18 protein-coding genes and 1 tRNA gene are annotated in these 16,732 nt (G+C 64.2%); 12 read left to right on the top strand and 7 right to left on the bottom strand.

Going from position 1 to position 16,732, the window contains the following annotated elements:
* Positions 1 to 34: 34 nt before the first annotated feature.
* A complete protein-coding gene (locus QCE63_RS04760) occupies positions 35 to 505 on the bottom strand; it encodes a hypothetical protein (protein WP_309831029.1) in 471 nt (156 codons plus the stop codon).
* Positions 506 to 741: 236 nt separating this feature from the next.
* Positions 742 to 1,653, bottom strand: a complete 912-nt coding sequence (locus QCE63_RS04765; RefSeq protein ID WP_309831031.1) for a LysR family transcriptional regulator — start codon at positions 1,651 to 1,653, stop codon at positions 742 to 744.
* Between the two features lie 114 nt (positions 1,654 to 1,767).
* Here QCE63_RS04765 and speB point away from each other — a divergent pair, with 114 nt between their 5' ends.
* On the top strand, positions 1,768 to 2,784 hold the full coding sequence (gene speB, locus QCE63_RS04770) for an agmatinase (RefSeq protein ID WP_309831033.1): 1,017 nt from the start codon (positions 1,768 to 1,770) through the stop codon (positions 2,782 to 2,784).
* A gap of 21 nt (positions 2,785 to 2,805) precedes the next feature.
* On the opposite strand, the gene cytX is transcribed toward speB, so the two are convergent.
* Positions 2,806 to 4,134, bottom strand: coding sequence for a putative hydroxymethylpyrimidine transporter CytX (gene cytX, locus QCE63_RS04775; protein ID WP_309831035.1), 1,329 nt, complete (start codon positions 4,132 to 4,134; stop codon positions 2,806 to 2,808).
* Between the two features lie 178 nt (positions 4,135 to 4,312).
* Between cytX and QCE63_RS04780 the strand changes: the two genes are divergently transcribed.
* The 4 genes from QCE63_RS04780 (at position 4,313) to QCE63_RS04795 (ending at position 8,428) form a co-directional block, all read left to right on the top strand.
* Positions 4,313 to 5,629, top strand: a complete 1,317-nt coding sequence (locus QCE63_RS04780) for a replication-associated recombination protein A (RefSeq protein ID WP_309831037.1) — start codon at positions 4,313 to 4,315, stop codon at positions 5,627 to 5,629.
* A 79-nt stretch (positions 5,630 to 5,708) separates the two neighbouring features.
* Positions 5,709 to 7,007: a serine--tRNA ligase gene (gene serS / locus QCE63_RS04785; RefSeq protein WP_309831039.1), complete on the top strand. Its 1,299-nt coding sequence runs from the start codon at positions 5,709 to 5,711 to the stop codon at positions 7,005 to 7,007.
* 124 nt (positions 7,008 to 7,131) lie between these two features.
* Positions 7,132 to 7,222, top strand: a tRNA-Ser gene (locus QCE63_RS04790).
* Positions 7,223 to 7,450: 228 nt separating this feature from the next.
* Complete coding sequence (locus tag QCE63_RS04795) at positions 7,451 to 8,428, top strand: Abi family protein (protein ID WP_309831041.1); 978 nt, start codon at positions 7,451 to 7,453, stop codon at positions 8,426 to 8,428.
* A 145-nt stretch (positions 8,429 to 8,573) separates the two neighbouring features.
* Here QCE63_RS04795 and QCE63_RS04800 read toward each other — a convergent pair whose 3' ends face one another.
* Positions 8,574 to 8,927 (bottom strand): hypothetical protein, encoded by a 354-nt coding sequence (locus tag QCE63_RS04800; RefSeq protein WP_309831043.1) that lies wholly within the window; start codon positions 8,925 to 8,927, stop codon positions 8,574 to 8,576.
* Between the two features lie 209 nt (positions 8,928 to 9,136).
* On the opposite strand from QCE63_RS04800, the gene map reads away from it, so the two are divergent.
* From map to minE, 5 genes are all read left to right on the top strand, one after another.
* On the top strand, positions 9,137 to 9,919 hold the full coding sequence (gene map, locus QCE63_RS04805; protein ID WP_309831045.1) for a type I methionyl aminopeptidase: 783 nt from the start codon (positions 9,137 to 9,139) through the stop codon (positions 9,917 to 9,919).
* 178 nt (positions 9,920 to 10,097) lie between these two features.
* Positions 10,098 to 10,622: a GNAT family N-acetyltransferase gene (locus QCE63_RS04810; RefSeq protein ID WP_309831047.1), complete on the top strand. Its 525-nt coding sequence runs from the start codon at positions 10,098 to 10,100 to the stop codon at positions 10,620 to 10,622.
* Positions 10,623 to 10,763: 141 nt separating this feature from the next.
* Positions 10,764 to 11,531, top strand: a complete 768-nt coding sequence (gene minC, locus QCE63_RS04815) for a septum site-determining protein MinC (protein WP_309831050.1) — start codon at positions 10,764 to 10,766, stop codon at positions 11,529 to 11,531.
* 90 nt (positions 11,532 to 11,621) lie between these two features.
* Positions 11,622 to 12,437: a septum site-determining protein MinD gene (gene minD, locus QCE63_RS04820; protein WP_309807571.1), complete on the top strand. Its 816-nt coding sequence runs from the start codon at positions 11,622 to 11,624 to the stop codon at positions 12,435 to 12,437.
* Positions 12,438 to 12,446: 9 nt separating this feature from the next.
* The gene (gene minE, locus QCE63_RS04825) at positions 12,447 to 12,701 is read left to right on the top strand and encodes a cell division topological specificity factor MinE (protein WP_035926261.1); all 255 of its coding nucleotides are present in this window, start codon (positions 12,447 to 12,449) and stop codon (positions 12,699 to 12,701) included.
* An 87-nt stretch (positions 12,702 to 12,788) separates the two neighbouring features.
* Here minE and QCE63_RS04830 read toward each other — a convergent pair whose 3' ends face one another.
* The gene (locus QCE63_RS04830; protein WP_309831052.1) at positions 12,789 to 13,019 is read right to left on the bottom strand and encodes a hypothetical protein; all 231 of its coding nucleotides are present in this window, start codon (positions 13,017 to 13,019) and stop codon (positions 12,789 to 12,791) included.
* On the opposite strand from QCE63_RS04830, the gene QCE63_RS04835 reads away from it, so the two are divergent.
* Entirely contained in the window at positions 13,018 to 13,323 is a 306-nt protein-coding gene (locus tag QCE63_RS04835) for a hypothetical protein (RefSeq protein ID WP_309831053.1), read from the top strand. The genes QCE63_RS04830 and QCE63_RS04835 overlap by 2 nt on opposite strands.
* Positions 13,324 to 13,639: 316 nt before the next feature.
* On the opposite strand, the gene QCE63_RS04840 is transcribed toward QCE63_RS04835, so the two are convergent.
* The gene (locus tag QCE63_RS04840) at positions 13,640 to 13,819 is read right to left on the bottom strand and encodes a hypothetical protein (protein WP_309831055.1); all 180 of its coding nucleotides are present in this window, start codon (positions 13,817 to 13,819) and stop codon (positions 13,640 to 13,642) included.
* A 284-nt stretch (positions 13,820 to 14,103) separates the two neighbouring features.
* Between QCE63_RS04840 and opgC the strand changes: the two genes are divergently transcribed.
* Positions 14,104 to 15,300 carry an OpgC domain-containing protein gene (gene opgC, locus QCE63_RS04845; RefSeq protein ID WP_309831057.1) on the top strand — a complete coding sequence of 399 codons (1,197 nt, stop codon included), beginning with the start codon at positions 14,104 to 14,106 and terminating at the stop codon, positions 15,298 to 15,300.
* Between the two features lie 40 nt (positions 15,301 to 15,340).
* Here the strand turns inward: opgC and QCE63_RS04850 are convergent, their stop codons facing one another.
* Positions 15,341 to 16,645, bottom strand: coding sequence for an MFS transporter (locus QCE63_RS04850; protein WP_309831059.1), 1,305 nt, complete (start codon positions 16,643 to 16,645; stop codon positions 15,341 to 15,343).
* Positions 16,646 to 16,732: the final 87 nt, after the last annotated feature.

The following is a 16,732-nucleotide window of genomic DNA, read 5'->3' on the forward strand; positions in this document are numbered from 1 at the left end:
GGCCCGGCGCCCGCCGGGCCGTTTTCTTTGCAGCTTAGTTGTAGCTCGTCGTCAGCAGGACGCGGGTCACGGAGGCAGGCGTGTCGTCGAGCGCGTGCATCGATAGCGTGCCGCCGAGCCTGCCTACGTGGTAAGTGCCGCCCGCATCGGACGGCATCGTGTTCCCCTTGCTGTCGACGAAGCCGGTCGCGAGCAGCCGCGCGCCGGATGCCGGGCTGTGGCCGATCACCGATGTCGACACTGCGGCGCTCGGGGACTCGCCGGGCTCGGCGGAAAACATGACGTGCGCGGTGCGCCCGCTCGTCTGGTCGATCCGTTTCGGGGAGGCGGTTGCAACGGCATTCCCCGACCCGACCGATACATCGAACGACGAGGCCACGATCGATCCCGTGAAGGTGATGACGCCGCCGTTCGTGCCCGCGCTCGCCATGGCGCAGTAACTCACCGCGCTGGCCAGAACGAGTTGTCCGGCACTTCGTGCCCTACCCAGCTTTGCGTCGATCATGGTTCCCTCGTCTTGAAAGAAGGCGCCGCCTGTCCGCGATGGTCAGTCAGCGTGGCAATCGAGCGCGCTTCCGGTCGTATGGCTCCGTTATCGCGTTCAATTTTGAGATGTCCATGAATCGATATTAGGAGAAGTCGTATTGCCTGATCAATACGATTCCGGTATTCAATGTGTAGAAAATTGTCATGCCTGCTGATGAGCTGTTGACGGCTTAAAACACTTGCCTGTGCGCAATATCAGCCGTGCGCGGCCTGCATGTCTTCGATGAACGCATCGACGATCTCGCGTTTCGCCTCACGCGCGCCGCCCGCACGCCGTGCCCGCGTGACCATCTGGAACGCGACGCGATAGCGCATCGCTTTGGGATTCAGCGGCGCGAGCAGTCCTTCCTTCACATACGGCGCGGCGAAATGCTCGGGCAGATAACCGAGATGCTGTCCCGACAGCACGAGCATCGCGACGGCTTCCATGTTGTCCGCCACCGCGCCGACGAGTCGTGGCGCAAGCGTCCCGGCCTCGGGCAACGGATAGCTGCGCCATGCCCAGTCGTGCGCATCGGCCTCGCTCATGCGGACCCGTCCCGCGCGCGCGAACAGCGGATGCCCGCGGCCGCAGTAAGCGAGCTGTTCCTCGGCGAAGATTTCGACGTATTCGAGCGACGGCACTCGATGCCAGAAATAGCCGATCGCCATCTGGATGCGTCCCGCCAGCAGCATCTCCTCGAGTTCGCCCGGCGAGCGCACGAGCACCGCGAAGCGCACGGATTCATCGCGCTGCCGGAACCGCGCGATGGCTTCGCTGACGCGTGCGTTCGCGCTGACCGGCGTATTGCCGATCATCCCGAGCGTGAGCGTGCCGACCAGCGTCTTGCCGACGTTGCGAGCGGTGGAATCGAAGGTGTCGATGGCCGCGAGCAGCGTGCGGCATGCCTCGACGAACTGTTCGCCGCGCGAGGTCAGCGCGAAGCCGCCGCGGCCGCGTTCGCACAGGCGATAGCCGAGCCGGGTTTCGAGCGTCGCGAGTTGCGTGCTGATGGTCGACTGCCCGACGTTGAGCGTCGCCTGTGCTGAGGACACGCCGCCCGCGTCGGCAATGGCGAGGAACACGCGGATCAGCCGCAGATCGAGATCGGACAAGTGAGTGAACATGCGGGCCGCCGATACATCGATAAAAATCGATGTGAAGTTGTTTTTGTCGTCATTTTAACGCTGCAAGAAAGCGGCTATGAATGGCAGCACCTCCATCCTGATTCATCCGACGCCATGAATACTTCCGCGCTGTTTGCCCCCGCAGAACACTTCGATTCCCACTTTCTCGACGCCCGCGCCGAACGCCCGCAGCCGCTGTCGGGCAACCAGATGCCGCGCTGCGGCGGCATCACGACGATGATGCGTCTGCCGCATGTCCCGTCCGCCGCCGGGCTGGATGCGTGCTTTGTCGGCGTGCCGTTCGATCTCGGCACGTCCAACCGCACGGGCGCGCGCTTCGGCCCGCGTCAGGTGCGCAGCGAATCCGTGCTGCTGCGGCCGTACAACATGGCGACGCGCGCGGCGCCGTTCGATTCGCTGCGCGTCGCGGATATCGGCGACGTCGCGATCAATCCATACAACCTGCTCGATTCCATCGACCGCATCGAGCGCGCGTATCGCGAGATCCTGCAGCACGACTGCACGCCGCTGACGCTCGGCGGCGACCACACCATCGCGTTGCCGATCCTGCGCGCGATCCACGCGAAGCACGGCAAGGTCGGGCTGATCCACATCGACGCTCACGCGGACGTCAACGACACCATGTTCGGGGAGAAGATCGCGCACGGCACGCCGTTTCGGCGCGCAGTGGAGGAGGGCTTGCTGGACTGCTCCCGCGTCGTGCAGATCGGCCTGCGCGGCACCGGCTACGAAGCCGGCGATTTCGACTGGTGCCGCGACCAAGGCTTTCGCGTCGTGCAGACGGAGGAATGCTGGAACAAGTCGCTCGCGCCGCTGATGGAGGAAGTGCGCGCGCAGATGGGCGACGGTCCGGTCTACATCACGTTCGACATCGACGGCATTGATCCGGCCTTCGCGCCCGGCACGGGCACGCCGGAAATCGCCGGGCTGACGGTGCCGCAGGCGCTGGAAATCGTGCGGGGCGCGCGCGGGCTGAACATCGTCGGCGCGGATCTGGTGGAAGTCGCGCCGCCCTACGATCCGTTCGGCACCACGGCGCTGCTCGGCGCCAATCTCGCCTTCGAATTGCTGTGCGTGCTGCCGGGCGTCGAGTATCGCGCGGCGCGTTGATCGACCGGCTTGCTCGTGGCCTTATGCGTACGCGCGCCGCCGTCCCGCCAAAAGCAGCAGATAGCACACCGCGCCCAGTGCAAGCGCGGGCAGCGTCGCGCCGAGGTTCGGCAGCCACTGGTTGATCGCGTGATACGCGGCAATGCCGATGGCCCACGCAATGAATGCGCTCACATGCCAGCCGCCGGAATAGCCATAGCGGCCGGTGGTGTCGGCGAGCACGGCGGTGTCGATGCGGCGCTTGCGCACGATGAAGTGATCCGCCAGCACCACGCCGAAGAGCGGCGCGAACACCGAGCCGATCAGCAGCAGGAAGTTCTGGTACTTGCCCATCTCGACGACCAGCGCGACCAGCGTACACAACGCCCCGAACGCGCACGACAGCAGCGGCACGCTGGCGCGCGCCCAGAACGTGCCCGTCGAAACGGCGGCGGAGTGGATGTCGGCGAAGGCGTTGTCGGTTTCATCGATCAGGATCAGGAACAGCGCCAGACCGCCGCCCGCCTGCGCGAACGCGGTGGTGAGGAGCGCATCGCCGCCTCCGGCCGCGAGACCGTAGATGGCGCCGAGCGCGTAGAACCAGAGATTCGCGATGCCGTAGCCCAGCAGCGTGCCGCGGAAGGTGCCGCCCGCGCTCCGGCCGAAGCGCGTGTAGTCGGCGATCAGCGGCAGCCACGACAGCGGCATCGCGACCACCAGGTCGATGCCCGCGCCGAACGCCATCTCACCGGTGCCGGGGCGCGCCATCAGCGCGGCGAGATCGTGCTTCGCGAGCAGGTTCCACGTCAGCCATCCCGCGCCGCCGAGCAGCAGCCAGATGCCCCAGGTGCGCAGGAAGCGCCGCACGAAGGACAACGGGCCGCTGACCGCGAGCAGCGTGGCGAGCGCGCCGAAGATCAGCGTCCAGATGATGGGCATCGAGAAGTGGAAGGATTGCTTCGCGAGGGCATCGGCGGAATCGCGCATCACGATGATCTCGAACGAGCCCCAGCCGACCAGCTGGACCGCGTTGAGCACCGCCGGCACGGAGGCGCCGCGCACGCCGAGCGTCGGCCGCAGCGACGACATGGCGGCGAGGCCGGTGTCCGTGCCGATCACGCCCGCGAGCGCCAGCAGCACGACGCCGACCACCGTGCCGATGCCGATCGCCAAAAGCGCATGCGGCAGCGACAGCCCCGGCACCAGCAGCGCGCCCGCCTGCGCGACCAGCAGGCCGATGCCGAGTGAGAACCACAGCGCGAAGGCGTCGCTCGTGGCGAAGGCGCGCCGTTCGGGCGGCACGGGGGTGAGCGGCGCGTAGGTGGACGTTTCGCCGTGCGCCGCGGCGTTCGTGGTGTGCTCTTGCCCCATCGGATTGCGTCCTCATATGGTCGAGGTGTTGTCGAGACTGTGCCCGGCGGGCGCGTCCGCTGCATGAGCGGTACGGCTGTCATAATGACCCGTTACGCCACCGGCCGGCGCTTCTGTCAGGAAGCGCGAGATTATCGCCGCGATCCACCCAACCGCGTCAACCTGCATCGCACAGCCCATGTTCGAAGAAAACCGTGGCACCGTTCCGCTCGCCGAGCGCCTGCGCCCCCGCACCATCGACGACGTGATCGGCCAGAAACACCTGCTTGGCCCGAGCAAGCCTTTGCGCGTCGCGTTCGAATCGGGCGAAGCGCATTCGATGATCCTGTGGGGCCCGCCCGGCGTCGGCAAGACCACGCTCGCGCGACTCATGGCCGACGCGTTCCACGCGCAGTTCATCTCGCTTTCGGCGGTGCTGTCCGGTGTCAAGGATATCCGCGAGGCCGTGGAGACGGCGCAGATTCATCGCGCGAACGGACATCAGACGCTGGTGTTCGTGGATGAGGTGCATCGCTTCAACAAGAGCCAGCAGGACGCCTTCCTGCCGCACGTGGAGTCCGGCCTGTTCGTGTTCGTCGGCGCGACGACCGAGAATCCGTCGTTCGAAGTGAACAGCGCGTTGCTGTCGCGCGCGGCGGTCTACGTGCTGAAGAGCCTCGACGCGGACGAGCTGAAGGAATTGCTCGAGCGCGCGAGCCGGGAACTGGGCGGGCTCACGTTCACGGACGAGGCCCGCGATGCGCTGGTCGGTTCCGCCGACGGCGACGGCCGCAAGCTGCTGAACAATCTGGAGATCGTCGCGCGCGCGGCAGCGCAGCAGAAGCAGAGCGACGTCGACGGCGCGTTGCTCGGCAGCGCGCTCGCCGAGAACCTGCGCCGTTTCGACAAGGGCGGCGACGCGTTCTACGACCAGATCAGCGCGCTGCACAAGTCGGTGCGCGGCAGCAATCCGGACGGCGCGCTGTACTGGTTCTGCCGCATGCTCGACGGCGGCGCGGACCCGCGCTATCTGGCGCGGCGCATCGTGCGGATGGCGTGGGAGGACATTGGGCTCGCCGATCCGCGCGGCGCGCGCATTGCGCTCGACGCCGCCGAGACCTATGAACGGCTCGGCACGCCGGAAGGCGAACTGGCGCTCGCGCAGGCGTTGATCTATCTGGCGGTCGCGCCGAAATCGAACGCCGGCTACAACGCGTACAACGAGGCGCGCCGCTTCGTCGGGCGTGATCAGTCGCGCGGCGTGCCGGTGCATCTGCGCAACGCGCCGACCAAACTGATGAAGGAACTCGGCTACGGCCACGAATATCGCTACGCGCACGACGAACCCGACGCCTATGCCGCCGGCGAAACCTATCTGCCCGACGGCATGCGCGAGCCGGCGTGGTATCAGCCGACGCCGCGCGGGCTCGAGGGAAAGATCGGCGAGAAGCTTGCGCGGCTTGCCGATCTCGACCAAGCGTGGCGGCGCGAGCATCGCGATGACAAGAAGCGCTGAGGGCTCGTGCCGGTCCCGGCCGGCGCTGGCCGTGCGCTAGAATCGACGTTTCACGAATACTCAATACAGCAGCCCCGCCATGCTCGATATCCAAACCCTCCGCAAAGACCTGGACGGCGTCGCGAAGCGCCTCGCCGACCGGGGCTTCACGCTCGACGTCGCCGCGTTTGCCGCGCTCGAAGCCGAGCGCCGCGAGATCCAGACGCGCACTGAAGACCTGCAGTCGCGCCGCAACACCCTCTCGAAGCAGATCGGCGCGATGAAAGGCCGCGGCGAGGACACCTCGGCGGTGATGGCGGAAGTGGGCGGGATCGGCGACACCATGAAGGAATCGGCGGCGAAGCTGGACGATGTGCAGAAGCGCCTGTCGGACCTGATGCTCACCGTGCCGAACGTGGCGCACGAAAGCGTGCCGGTGGGCCGCGACGAGACGCAGAACATCGAGGTGCGGCGCTGGGGCACGCCCCGCGCGTTCGACTTCGAGGTGAAGGATCATGTGGACGTCGGCGCGCCGCTCGGCCTCGATTTTGAAACGGGCGCGAAGCTGTCGGGCGCGCGCTTCACCCTCCTGCGCGGACAGATTGCGCGGCTGCATCGCGCGCTCGCGCAGTTCATGATCGACACGCACACGGAGCAGCACGGCTATACCGAGGCGTACACGCCGTACATCGTGAATCCGGAGATTCTCTACGGCACGGGCCAGCTGCCGAAGTTCGCGGACGACATGTTCCGCGTGGAGAAGGGCGGCGAGGAGAACACGGTCACGCAGTACCTCATTTCCACGTCAGAGATCTCGCTGACGAACACCGTGCGCGAGAGCATTCTCGACGCAGGCGCGCTGCCCGTGAAGCTCACCGCGCATTCGCCGTGCTTCCGTTCGGAAGCGGGTTCGTACGGACGCGATACGCGCGGGCTGATCCGCCAGCATCAGTTCGACAAGGTGGAGATGGTGCAGGTCGTGGCGCCCGAGCATTCGTACGCTGCGCTCGACGAGATGGTCGGCCAGGCCGAAGCCATTCTGCAGAAGCTGGAGCTGCCGTATCGCGTGATTACGCTGTGCACGGGCGACATGGGCTTTTCAGCGGCGAAGACCTTCGACCTCGAAGTCTGGCTGCCGGCGCAGAACACGTATCGCGAGATATCGAGCTGCTCGAACACTGAAGCCTTCCAGGCGCGCCGCATGCAGGCGCGCTTCCGCAATGCCCAAGGCAAGCCGGAGTTCGTGCACACGCTGAACGGTTCGGGACTGGCGGTGGGCCGCACGCTCGTCGCGGTGCTGGAGAACTTCCAGAACGCGGACGGCTCGGTGACGATTCCCGCCGCGTTGCGTCCTTACATGCGTGGGCAGGAGCGTATCGAAGCGGCGGCTGCGGCCTGACGCTGGGACCAGGCTTATTTTGCTGAAGGTTGGCAAAAGAGGCTTGGCAAGGCCCGGAGACTTCGATATAGTTTCGTTCTTCGCTGAGCAACGACCCGCTTGACGAAGGCCCGAAAGGGTAGACGGAGAGGTGGCAGAGTGGTCGAATGTACCTGACTCGAAATCAGGCGTACGGTTTTCCCGTACCGTGGGTTCGAATCCCACCCTCTCCGCCAAGAACATCGAAAGCATCAAATTGAAAGGCCACCCATTGGGTGGCCTTTTGTCATTTCGGCGCTTTAAAGCCATGCCCCTATGTGGCGATCATCTCGATTTGATTTTCCTTGTTGACGGTTTCTGTGGGTCATTTAGAATCGATCCCCAATATGTCCCTCACCTCTGAGCCCGATCGAAAGATGGGTGTCCCATGTGGGGGATTTCCATTTGTGGCGACCGATCCTTGCATGACGGCAACCAACAAGCCGGAATTCTCTCCGCTAAAACTGCACCGCCCTTACGCAGACCAACTGGACCTCCTGAGATCGCGAAACTTGGCTGTTGGTGACGATGCCGCGGCTTTAGCAACGCTGCAAAGAATCGGCTATTACCGTCTCGTTGGCTACTGGTTCCCGCTTCGCGTCCCGACTCCAGGCAGCGATGTCCGCCGCAACGATGATTTTCTCGACGGAGCATCGTTCGAACTGGCCGAGGCGCTCTACGAGTTCGACAGGAAATTGAGGTTTCTCGTCCTCGACGCCATTGAGAGAGTCGAGGTCGCGGTGCGCGTCGATATCGCGCATTTGCTTGGGCGGCGGCATCGTCGCGCACATGAATCAACCGTCCATCTGGACGCGAATTTCTGCCAGAAACGACAGGGCCCGAGGGGGCTCACGCGACATCAAGAGTGGCTGGAAAAATACAAAGAGGCACTGAGGAAAAGTCGCAAGGAAGACTTCGTCGCCCATCATGCGCAGAAATACGGCGCAGCGCTTCCGATCTGGGTCGCCACGGAGATTTGGGACTTCGGCTTACTGTCCAGATTTTTCGCTGGGATGAAGTACGGCGATCAGAACAAGATCGCAAGCCGATACGGAATCAACGGACAGCATCTGGCGTCATGGTTACGCACGATCAACTTCGTGCGAAACGTCGCGGCGCATCATTCCCGGTTGTGGAATCGTAACCACCCCGAACCGCCGAAGCTTCCCGACACTCAATTTCACCAAACCCTCCACCACCTGGCGAAAGATGAGTTTGCAAGGCGGAGGACGTACGGCACGCTGTGCATCCTCCGAACCCTGCTGCGAGTCATTTGCCCGGAAAGCGGGTGGTCTGATGCAGTGACAACGCATTGCCTCGCTTTCCCGCAGTCGAAGCTCGTGAGCATCCGCGCTGCAGGTTTCCCGCCGGGCTGGGAAAGTGAGCGGATATGGAGCGCCTAGCTCGTCACTCATCGCTTGTCGCGTCGCGTCCCGATTCCGGTTGCATTGGCCGGTGCTCGATCTGCATGCCCTGACGCTTTCGATCCGGGCCGTTTCAGGCTCGCTCGACGCTTCGTCAGCCGCGCGTCGCCGCCGAGCGCCTCACTCAAGTCGTACACCGAGCAATATCAAACCGCAGCTCCGGCTCCGGCACGCCGCCATCGTCGCTGGATGACTGCTGCACCTTCACCTCCGAGCCATACGCCGAAGGCGTCAAGATCACGAGCCACGCATTCGATCCGACCATCAGCTCGGTCGAACCCTGCGCGCGCGTCGTCTGCGCGGACGGAATCATGCGTTGCAGGCAGCTCGAAATGTCCGACGCGGGCCGCGCCGACGACACATGAATCACGGGCTTCGACGCACGCAATTCGGGACCGCTCGTCGAACTGCAGGCGGCAAGGGCAGCGACGCCCGCTACGGTAGCAAACAGATAAGCAAATCGAGACAAGGTGGTCACGCTCCGGCAAAGTCTGAACCCGGGCCACTAAAACACAAACCCGCGTGCATCACAAGAGTGCACGTCCGCCACATGCGTCCTGACCCGTCCGGCCAAGGCCGGGCGGCGCCGGAATGCTATCATCGGCCCCATTGTCCTCGTGCGCCGTCCCCCTGAAATCGGGTCGAAGGCCGCGCACGGAGGCCGCTTGAACCCATCTGCATCGCCCAATGGCCATCACGCTCAAGACTCCCGCCGACATCGACAAGTTGCGCATTTCCGGCCGCCTGGCCGCCGAGGTCCTCGCGATGATCGGCGAACACGTCCGTCCCGGCGTCACCACCGACGAACTCGACGCCCTCTGCAACCGTTTTATCGTCGACGAACTGAAAGCCATTCCCGCCAACGTCGGCTACATGGGCTTTCCGAAGACCGTGTGCACCTCGGTGAATCACGTCGTCTGCCACGGCATTCCCGGGCCGAAGGAGCTGAAGGACGGCGACATCATCAACATCGATGTCGCGATCATCAAGGACGGCTACTACGGCGACACGAGCCGCATGTACTTCGCCGGCACGCCGAACGCGGAGGCGCGCCGCCTCACCGAAACCACCTACGAGGCGATGGTGGCCGGCATCCGCGAAGTGCGCCCGGGCGCGACGCTCGGCGACATCGGCGCGGCAATCCAGAGCGTGGCGCACCGGGATGGTTTCTCCGTGGTGCGCGAATATTGCGGCCACGGCATCGGCCGGGTGTATCACGAAGACCCGCAAGTGCTGCACTACGGTCAGCGGGGCGCGGGATTGCGCCTCAAGCCGGGCCTCGTGTTCACGATCGAGCCGATGATCAACGCGGGCCGCGCCGCCACGCAGCAGTCGCGCGACGGCTGGACCGTGACGACCAAGGACCGTTCGCTGTCGGCGCAATGGGAGCACATGGTAGCCGTGACGGAGGAGGGGTTCGAATTGCTCACGCCCTGGCCGGACGGCACCGGCGCGTACGCGGCGCCATGAATGATCGAAGCGACCATGAGCAGGGCTACGCATTGCCATGTGCGCTGTAAAGCACTTTCCCGGATTTAGGAATTGACGGGTTCGCCCGATCGGTTGAAGCTACGCCCATGGCTGAACATGCCGGACCGGCCGCACGAGCCGCACGCATGGAGCCTGAAGTCAGAGAGAAATTGCCCGCATGAGTCCCTCATTGACCGTCAGCCGCATCGCCGCGCAACAAGGTCCGGTCCTGCGCGAACTTCGCACGGCATCGCTGCGCGAGGCGCCTTACGCATTCGGCGAGACGCTGGAAGATGCGCTGCTGCTCGAACCCGCCCAATTCGACTACACCGCCGCGCTGCACGCCAGCGCCGACAAACTCGCTACTTTCCTGCTGTACACCGAAGGCCATCCCTGCGGGCTGGTGCATGCGTACATCGAAGACGCACCGGGCGGGCGCGCCTTCGTGAACGGGCTGTGGGTCGCGCCGGCAGTGCGTCATCTGCGCGGCGGCGAATTGCTCGTGAACGTCGCATCGCAATGGCTCGCGGAGCAGGGCGCGACCGACGTGCACGCATGGATCGCCGATGAGAACCGCACCGCGATGCGCTTCTACGAACGCCTGGCCTTCGGCCCGACCGGCGAGCGCCGCGCCATGCCCCTGCACGAGCAGGAAGCCGAATCCCTCCATGTGCATCGGCTGCATTCCGGGCAGCCTGTCTAAGCGCGCATCGCAGCCGTCTCGTGCGTGCGCGCGGCACGCACTTCTCGTCGCACCTCTCGTTTTCGATAGCTGAATTCGAGCCAAAAATAATGGCCGTGTGCGACAACGCCTGTAAAATACGCAAAATTTTTGGCCGTTCCTATGTCGCTCAACAAAACGCCCTATTTCGAACTGCGCAGCGGCTCCGTCGACACGCTTCTCTTCGTCGTCAAGACTCCCGACCTCGATGCCCTCCGCACCGAACTCACGCGGCGTTTCGAGGCGACTCCCGAATTCTTCGCGGGCGATGTCGTCGCCATCGACGTTCGACGTCTCGCTGAAGGCGAGCGCATTTCCCTTGCGGAACTCGAGAAGCTGCTTGCCGGCGTGCGCATGCGTCCCATCGGCGTGGTCGCGCTGCCCGCGCAGACGTGGGCGATCCAATGGGCGAACGAAGGCGGCCTGCCGATCCTCGAAGCACGCGATCGCCGGGGCGCGCCGAAGCCTTCCGTCGACGAAGCGAAGCCGAACACCGAAGCCGCTGCCGTGATCGAGGCGGCCGTCGCCAATACGCCGCCGCCCGCCACGCTGCCGCAGCCGGCGACCATCATCGACCGGCCGTTGCGCTCGGGCCAGCAGGTCTACGCGAAGGGCGACCTGATCGTGCTCGGGCTCGTGTCCTACGGGGCCGAGGTCATCGCGGAAGGGAATATCCATATCTATGCGCCGTTGCGGGGCCGCGCGCTCGCGGGCGTGCACGGCAACCTCGACGCGCGGATCTTCTGCACGTGTCTCGAACCGGAACTGATCTCCATCGCGGGAATCTACCGGACCACCGAGAACCCGTTGCCGGCCGACGTGCTGAGCAAGCCGGTGCAGATCTGGCTGAACGAAGAAAAACTGATGATCGAACCGCTGCGGCTGACCTGACGAGTCGCCTCCACCCGCGCGCCACCGATGCCCCCCGGCGCGCGCCCCAGGCAACGCGAGCGGACCTATTGACGAACACAAGGTACTTGTATGGCAAAAATCATTGTGGTGACTTCGGGAAAGGGCGGCGTCGGCAAGACGACCACCAGTGCGAGCTTCGCATCGGCGCTCGCCTTGCGCGGCCACAAGACGGCCGTGATCGACTTCGACGTCGGTCTGCGCAATCTCGACCTCATCATGGGTTGCGAACGCCGCGTGGTGTACGACCTGATCAACGTCATCCAGGGTGAAGCCAATCTGCACCAGGCGCTCATCAAGGACAAGAAGTGCGAGAACCTGTTCATCCTGCCGGCTTCGCAGACCCGCGATAAGGACGCGCTCACGCTCGAAGGCGTCGAGAAGGTGATCGACGAGCTGGTCAAGATGGACTTCGAATACATCATCTGCGATTCGCCGGCGGGCATCGAATCCGGCGCGCTGATGGCCATGCACTTCGCCGATGAAGCGCTCATCGTGACGAATCCGGAAGTCTCGTCGGTGCGCGACTCGGACCGCATCCTCGGCATCCTTTCGTCGAAGACCAAGCGCGCCATGGAAGGCAAGGAGCCGATCAAGGAACACTTGCTCATCACGCGCTACAACCCGAAGCGTGTCTCCGAAGGCGAAATGCTGTCGCTGAGCGATATCCAGGAGATCTTGCGCATCGACCTGATCGGCGTGATTCCGGAGTCGGAAGCGGTGCTGCATGCATCGAACCAAGGCTTGCCCGCCGTGCATCTCGACGGCACGGATGTCGCCGAATCGTACAAGGACGTGGTGTCGCGCTTTCTCGGCGAGCAAAAGCCGCTGCGCTTCACCGATTATCAAAAGCCCGGCCTGCTGCAACGCATCTTCGGCACCAAGTAAGGGGACGCAATGTCGATTCTTTCGTTTTTGCTGGGCGAGAAGAAAAAGTCCGCTTCGGTCGCGAAGGAACGCTTGCAGTTGATCATTGCGCACGAGCGCGCAGGTGGCAAAGCCGCCGCCGATTACCTGCCGGCGTTGCAACGGGAACTCGTTGCGGTGATTTCGAAGTACGTGAAGATTTCCAACGACGACATTCGGGTCAGCCTCGAACGTCAGGACGATCTCGAAGTGCTGGAAGTGAAGATCGAAATTCCGCAGGCGTGACGTCGTGCGGCGCGTCTGCGTGCCGCACCGTTTGCTTTCAAGGGAAGAGCCGGAATCGCATGATTCCGGCTCTTTTCGTTTGAGGCGCTATCGTTTGCGCGCAGTGTTCGCCGTGCTTCGACGCGCCGCGGATCGGCGCATCGACAGTCGCTGACACTTGTCCACACATCGTTTCGAATTCCGGCTGTTGGCATGCTCGCGCCTGTCATCGCATTGGCCTGTCGACACATTGAACTGTTTCGCGGCGGTTCCTGCGCCGCGAGCTTTGCCGCGCGCTTCGCGCGCGCGTTCGATGTTTTTCGACAAGAGGTCGTTCATGAAAGTGTCCCTTCGCCGCCTGCTCGTTCAGATCGCGATCATCGCCGCCGGCGCCGTTACGCTGTCGGAGGCGTACGCCGCCGCAGTGATCATCGCGCCGAGCGCACCGCCCGCGCCGCGCTACGAGCGCATTCCGCCGCCGCGTGCAGGCTTCATCTGGGAGACCGGACACTGGGTCTGGCAAGGCCGCTACGTCTGGGCCGCCGGACGATGGGTGGAAGTGCGCGCAGGCCGCCGCTGGGCGGCGGGCGTGTGGTCGCCGTATCGCGGGCAGTATCGCTATGTGCCGGGGCACTGGGTCTGATTCGCATCATTCCGACATGCCGGGCACACGCAGGGTTCGGGAACGCTCGGACCGACGAAGCGGGCCAGGCATGTCCGCTGCGAGTGAGCGAAGCATGTCTTGAGTTGCAGTAAGCGCAGGGCGGAAAAAAGAACAGGCGCGAGGCTTTCGCCTGGCGCCCTGGAACGCTCCCGCGCTAGCAGGAACGGAGAGGAGAAGGAAGCCGTTCAAACAGCCGGAACGAGCCGGACGCCTGAACGACATTGCCCGGTGTGACAGCGCTCTTGGCAGCGAAGTTCAAACAGCTTGAAATTTTTTGCGGGCGAGCGGGAGCACGTCAGGCGGTGAGCACCTCGAATGCGACGACCGCCAGAATGGCGCCGACGTTCGCGACGACCGCTTCCACGACCACACCGCGCCAGGTTGCCGGCCGGAATTTCACGGCGAGCAGCAGGGCGCTCAGCAGCGCGATGGCGATCATTGCAACCAGATGCGAGCCTTGAAGATGAAAACGCATGTTGGCCTCCCGATTGAAGCGCGGAGAAGAATCCGCGATTAGCGCTACCGGATCGTTGTGGTTTTGTCGAACTCGTTTTGTTGCCGCTTCGAGTATAAGCACAGCAAAAATGACTGAGTAGCGGGCCAAAAAGTCATTTTGCCGCCAGCTTGCCGACTGGCATTGGGTGTTACTTTAAATAACGGTCGATAAAGGGAATTTTCGCTCGGGAGTCAGTACAAACCCCGTATGTGCGCCGACGTTTCCCGTCGGCGCCGAACCGCAGCCCGTGGAGCATTCACCCGATGAGTTCCCCGACTACACGTTCTCTCGAAGTCGATTTCTTTCGAGGAATCGTGCTGCTGATTATCGCGGTGGACCATATAACGGGAAGCGTGCTGTCGCGCTTTACGCTTCATCAATACGCCTTTTGCGATTCCGCCGAAGTGTTCGTCTTCCTGGGCGGTTACGCGTCGGCGGCGGCTTATACGGCGCTTGCGACTCGCCGTAGCATCAAGGCCGCGCGCCGGCGTTTTTTCCGCCGCAGTTGGGAGATCTATCGCGCGTATCTGTTCACCGCATTGCTGATGCTGATCGGCGGCGGCCTGATGATGGCCCTGAAGATCGACACACCGATGCTCCAGTACACCGAATGGCCCAACTTCCTCGCGCGGCCACTCGGTTTGATCGGCGAGATCGTGACGCTCAGGCAGCAGCCGTATCTGTCGGCGGTGTTGCCGATGTACGCCGTCTTTGCCCTCGCCGTGCCCTTCGTCGTGCCGCTCGCGCAGAAGAAGCCGGTGATCGCGATCTTCGCGAGCCTGCTGGTCTGGCTCGCGGCCGCGCCGCTTGCTCGCGCGCTGCCCGGCACGTATGCGGAAGCGTGGTCGTTCAATCCCTTCGCGTGGCAGTTGATGTTCGTGACCGGCATGCTTGCGCGCGTCCAGCCGATCAGCGAAGGGTTTCATGCGAGCCGTATCGCGCGCGGGTTGACCGCCGTGGCGATTGCCGTTGCGCTCGTCTTCGCGTTCTACAAGCTGTTCTTCGAGATGCAGCCGCCGCCGGGATTCATGAAGCAGAATCTGGCGACCTTGCGCATCGTGAGTTTCGCCGCCATCGCGTGGATCGTCGCGCGCGCCGTCTATGCAGGCTGGATCGGACGGCTCGCGCGCAAGCTGCCGGGCATCGTGACGATCGGGCAGCAAGGGCTCGTGTGCTTCATCGCGGGCGCGTGTGTATCGCTCGTGCTGGACTCGGCGCTGCGGGCCATGGGCGTGCTTGGACTCGGACGCTATCCGTCGCACTGGATCCTGGGACTGATCGCGGATGGCATCGCGATCGTCACGTTGTTGACGCTCGCGCGTTACTGGGCCGATCGCAAGGCGGCGAAGGCCGCGCGCGACAAGGAAGTCAATCAGGCGCAGCGGCCGACGCCGCCGCGCGTTGCGCTCGTCAACGGCCGGCCGGTGCCCGTGCAGGCAGGCAACCGGCACGACCGCTGAGCGGCGCCGGGTTCATTCCAGCGCGCTTATTCCAGCGTGCTCATTCGAGCGTAATATCGCGGGTTTCGCGCATGCACAGCACCGCGATGAGGCTGACCGCCGCCGCCGCCGACACATACGCGCCCACCCACGTCAGACCGCCGCGGTTCGCCAGCAGTTGCGCGATATACGGCGCCACCGACGCCCCCAGGATCCCGCCGAGGTTGTACGCGACGCCCGCGCCGGTATAGCGCACGTTCGTCGGGAACAGCTCGGGCAGCAGCGCGCCCATCGGCGCGAAGGTCACGCCCATCAGGAACAGTTCGATCGTCAGGAACAGCGCAACCAGGATCGTGTTGCCGCTGCCGAGCAGCGGCGCCATCGTGAAGCCGGACAGGATTGCAAGCAGACAGCCGACCGCGAGCACCGGCTTGCGTCCGAAGCGGTCGCTGGCGATTGCGGAAATCGGCGTGGCGAGCGCCATGAACAGCACCGCGAAGCACAGCAGGCCGAGAAAGGTCTCGCGCGCGAAATGCAGCTTGCCGACGCCGAACGACAGCGAAAACACCGTGGAGATATAGAACAGCGTGTAGCAGACGACCATCGCGAACGCGCCGAGCAGCGTGGGCACGAGGTGACTGCCGAGCAGCGTCGCGACCGGCACCTTGACGCGCTCCTCGCGTTCGACGGCCGCGCGGAACGCCGGCGTCTCCGCAATCTTCAAACGCACATACAGGCCGAGCGCGACCAGCACCGCGCTGACGATGAACGGCACACGCCAGCCCCAGCTGCGGAACTGTTCATCGGAGAGCGACAGCGCGAGACCGAAGAACAGGCCGTTGGAGGCGAGGAAACCGATCGACGGCCCGAGTTGCGGGAACATTCCGAACAGCCCGCGCTTGCCTTGGGGCGCGTACTCGGTGGCCAGCAGCGCCGCGCCGCCCCATTCGCCGCCGAGCCCGATGCCCTGGCCAAAGCGCAGTACGCACAAAAGGATCGGCGCGAGGCTGCCGATGGAATCGTAGCCGGGGACGAAGCCGATCAGCGTCGTGGACACGCCCATGACCAGCAGCGAGGCGACGAGGGTCGACTTGCGGCCGATGCGGTCGCCGAAATGCCCGAACAGGAACGAGCCGATCGGCCGCGCGACGAACGCGATGCCGAACGTGACAAACGCCGACAGTGCCTGCGCGGCGGGCGAGTCGTGCGGAAAGAACACGGGTCCGATAACGAGCGCGGCGGCGGTCGCATAGACATAGAAATCGTAGAACTCGATCGCGGTGCCGATGAAGCTCGCGAAAATCACGCGGGAAGCGCTTTGAGATCCGTCGCCGGGCTTGGCGGCGGAGAGCGAGGGTGAGGACATGCTGTCTCCGTTGTCTTGGCGTTGATGCGTGGTGCGTTGATTCGTTGCTGCGTTGGGGCGTGGCGCCGATGATTGTCGCGCGCATCG

Origin of the sequence: Caballeronia sp. LZ065 (assembly GCF_031450975.1) — a bacterium.
GTDB lineage: Bacteria > Pseudomonadota > Gammaproteobacteria > Burkholderiales > Burkholderiaceae > Caballeronia.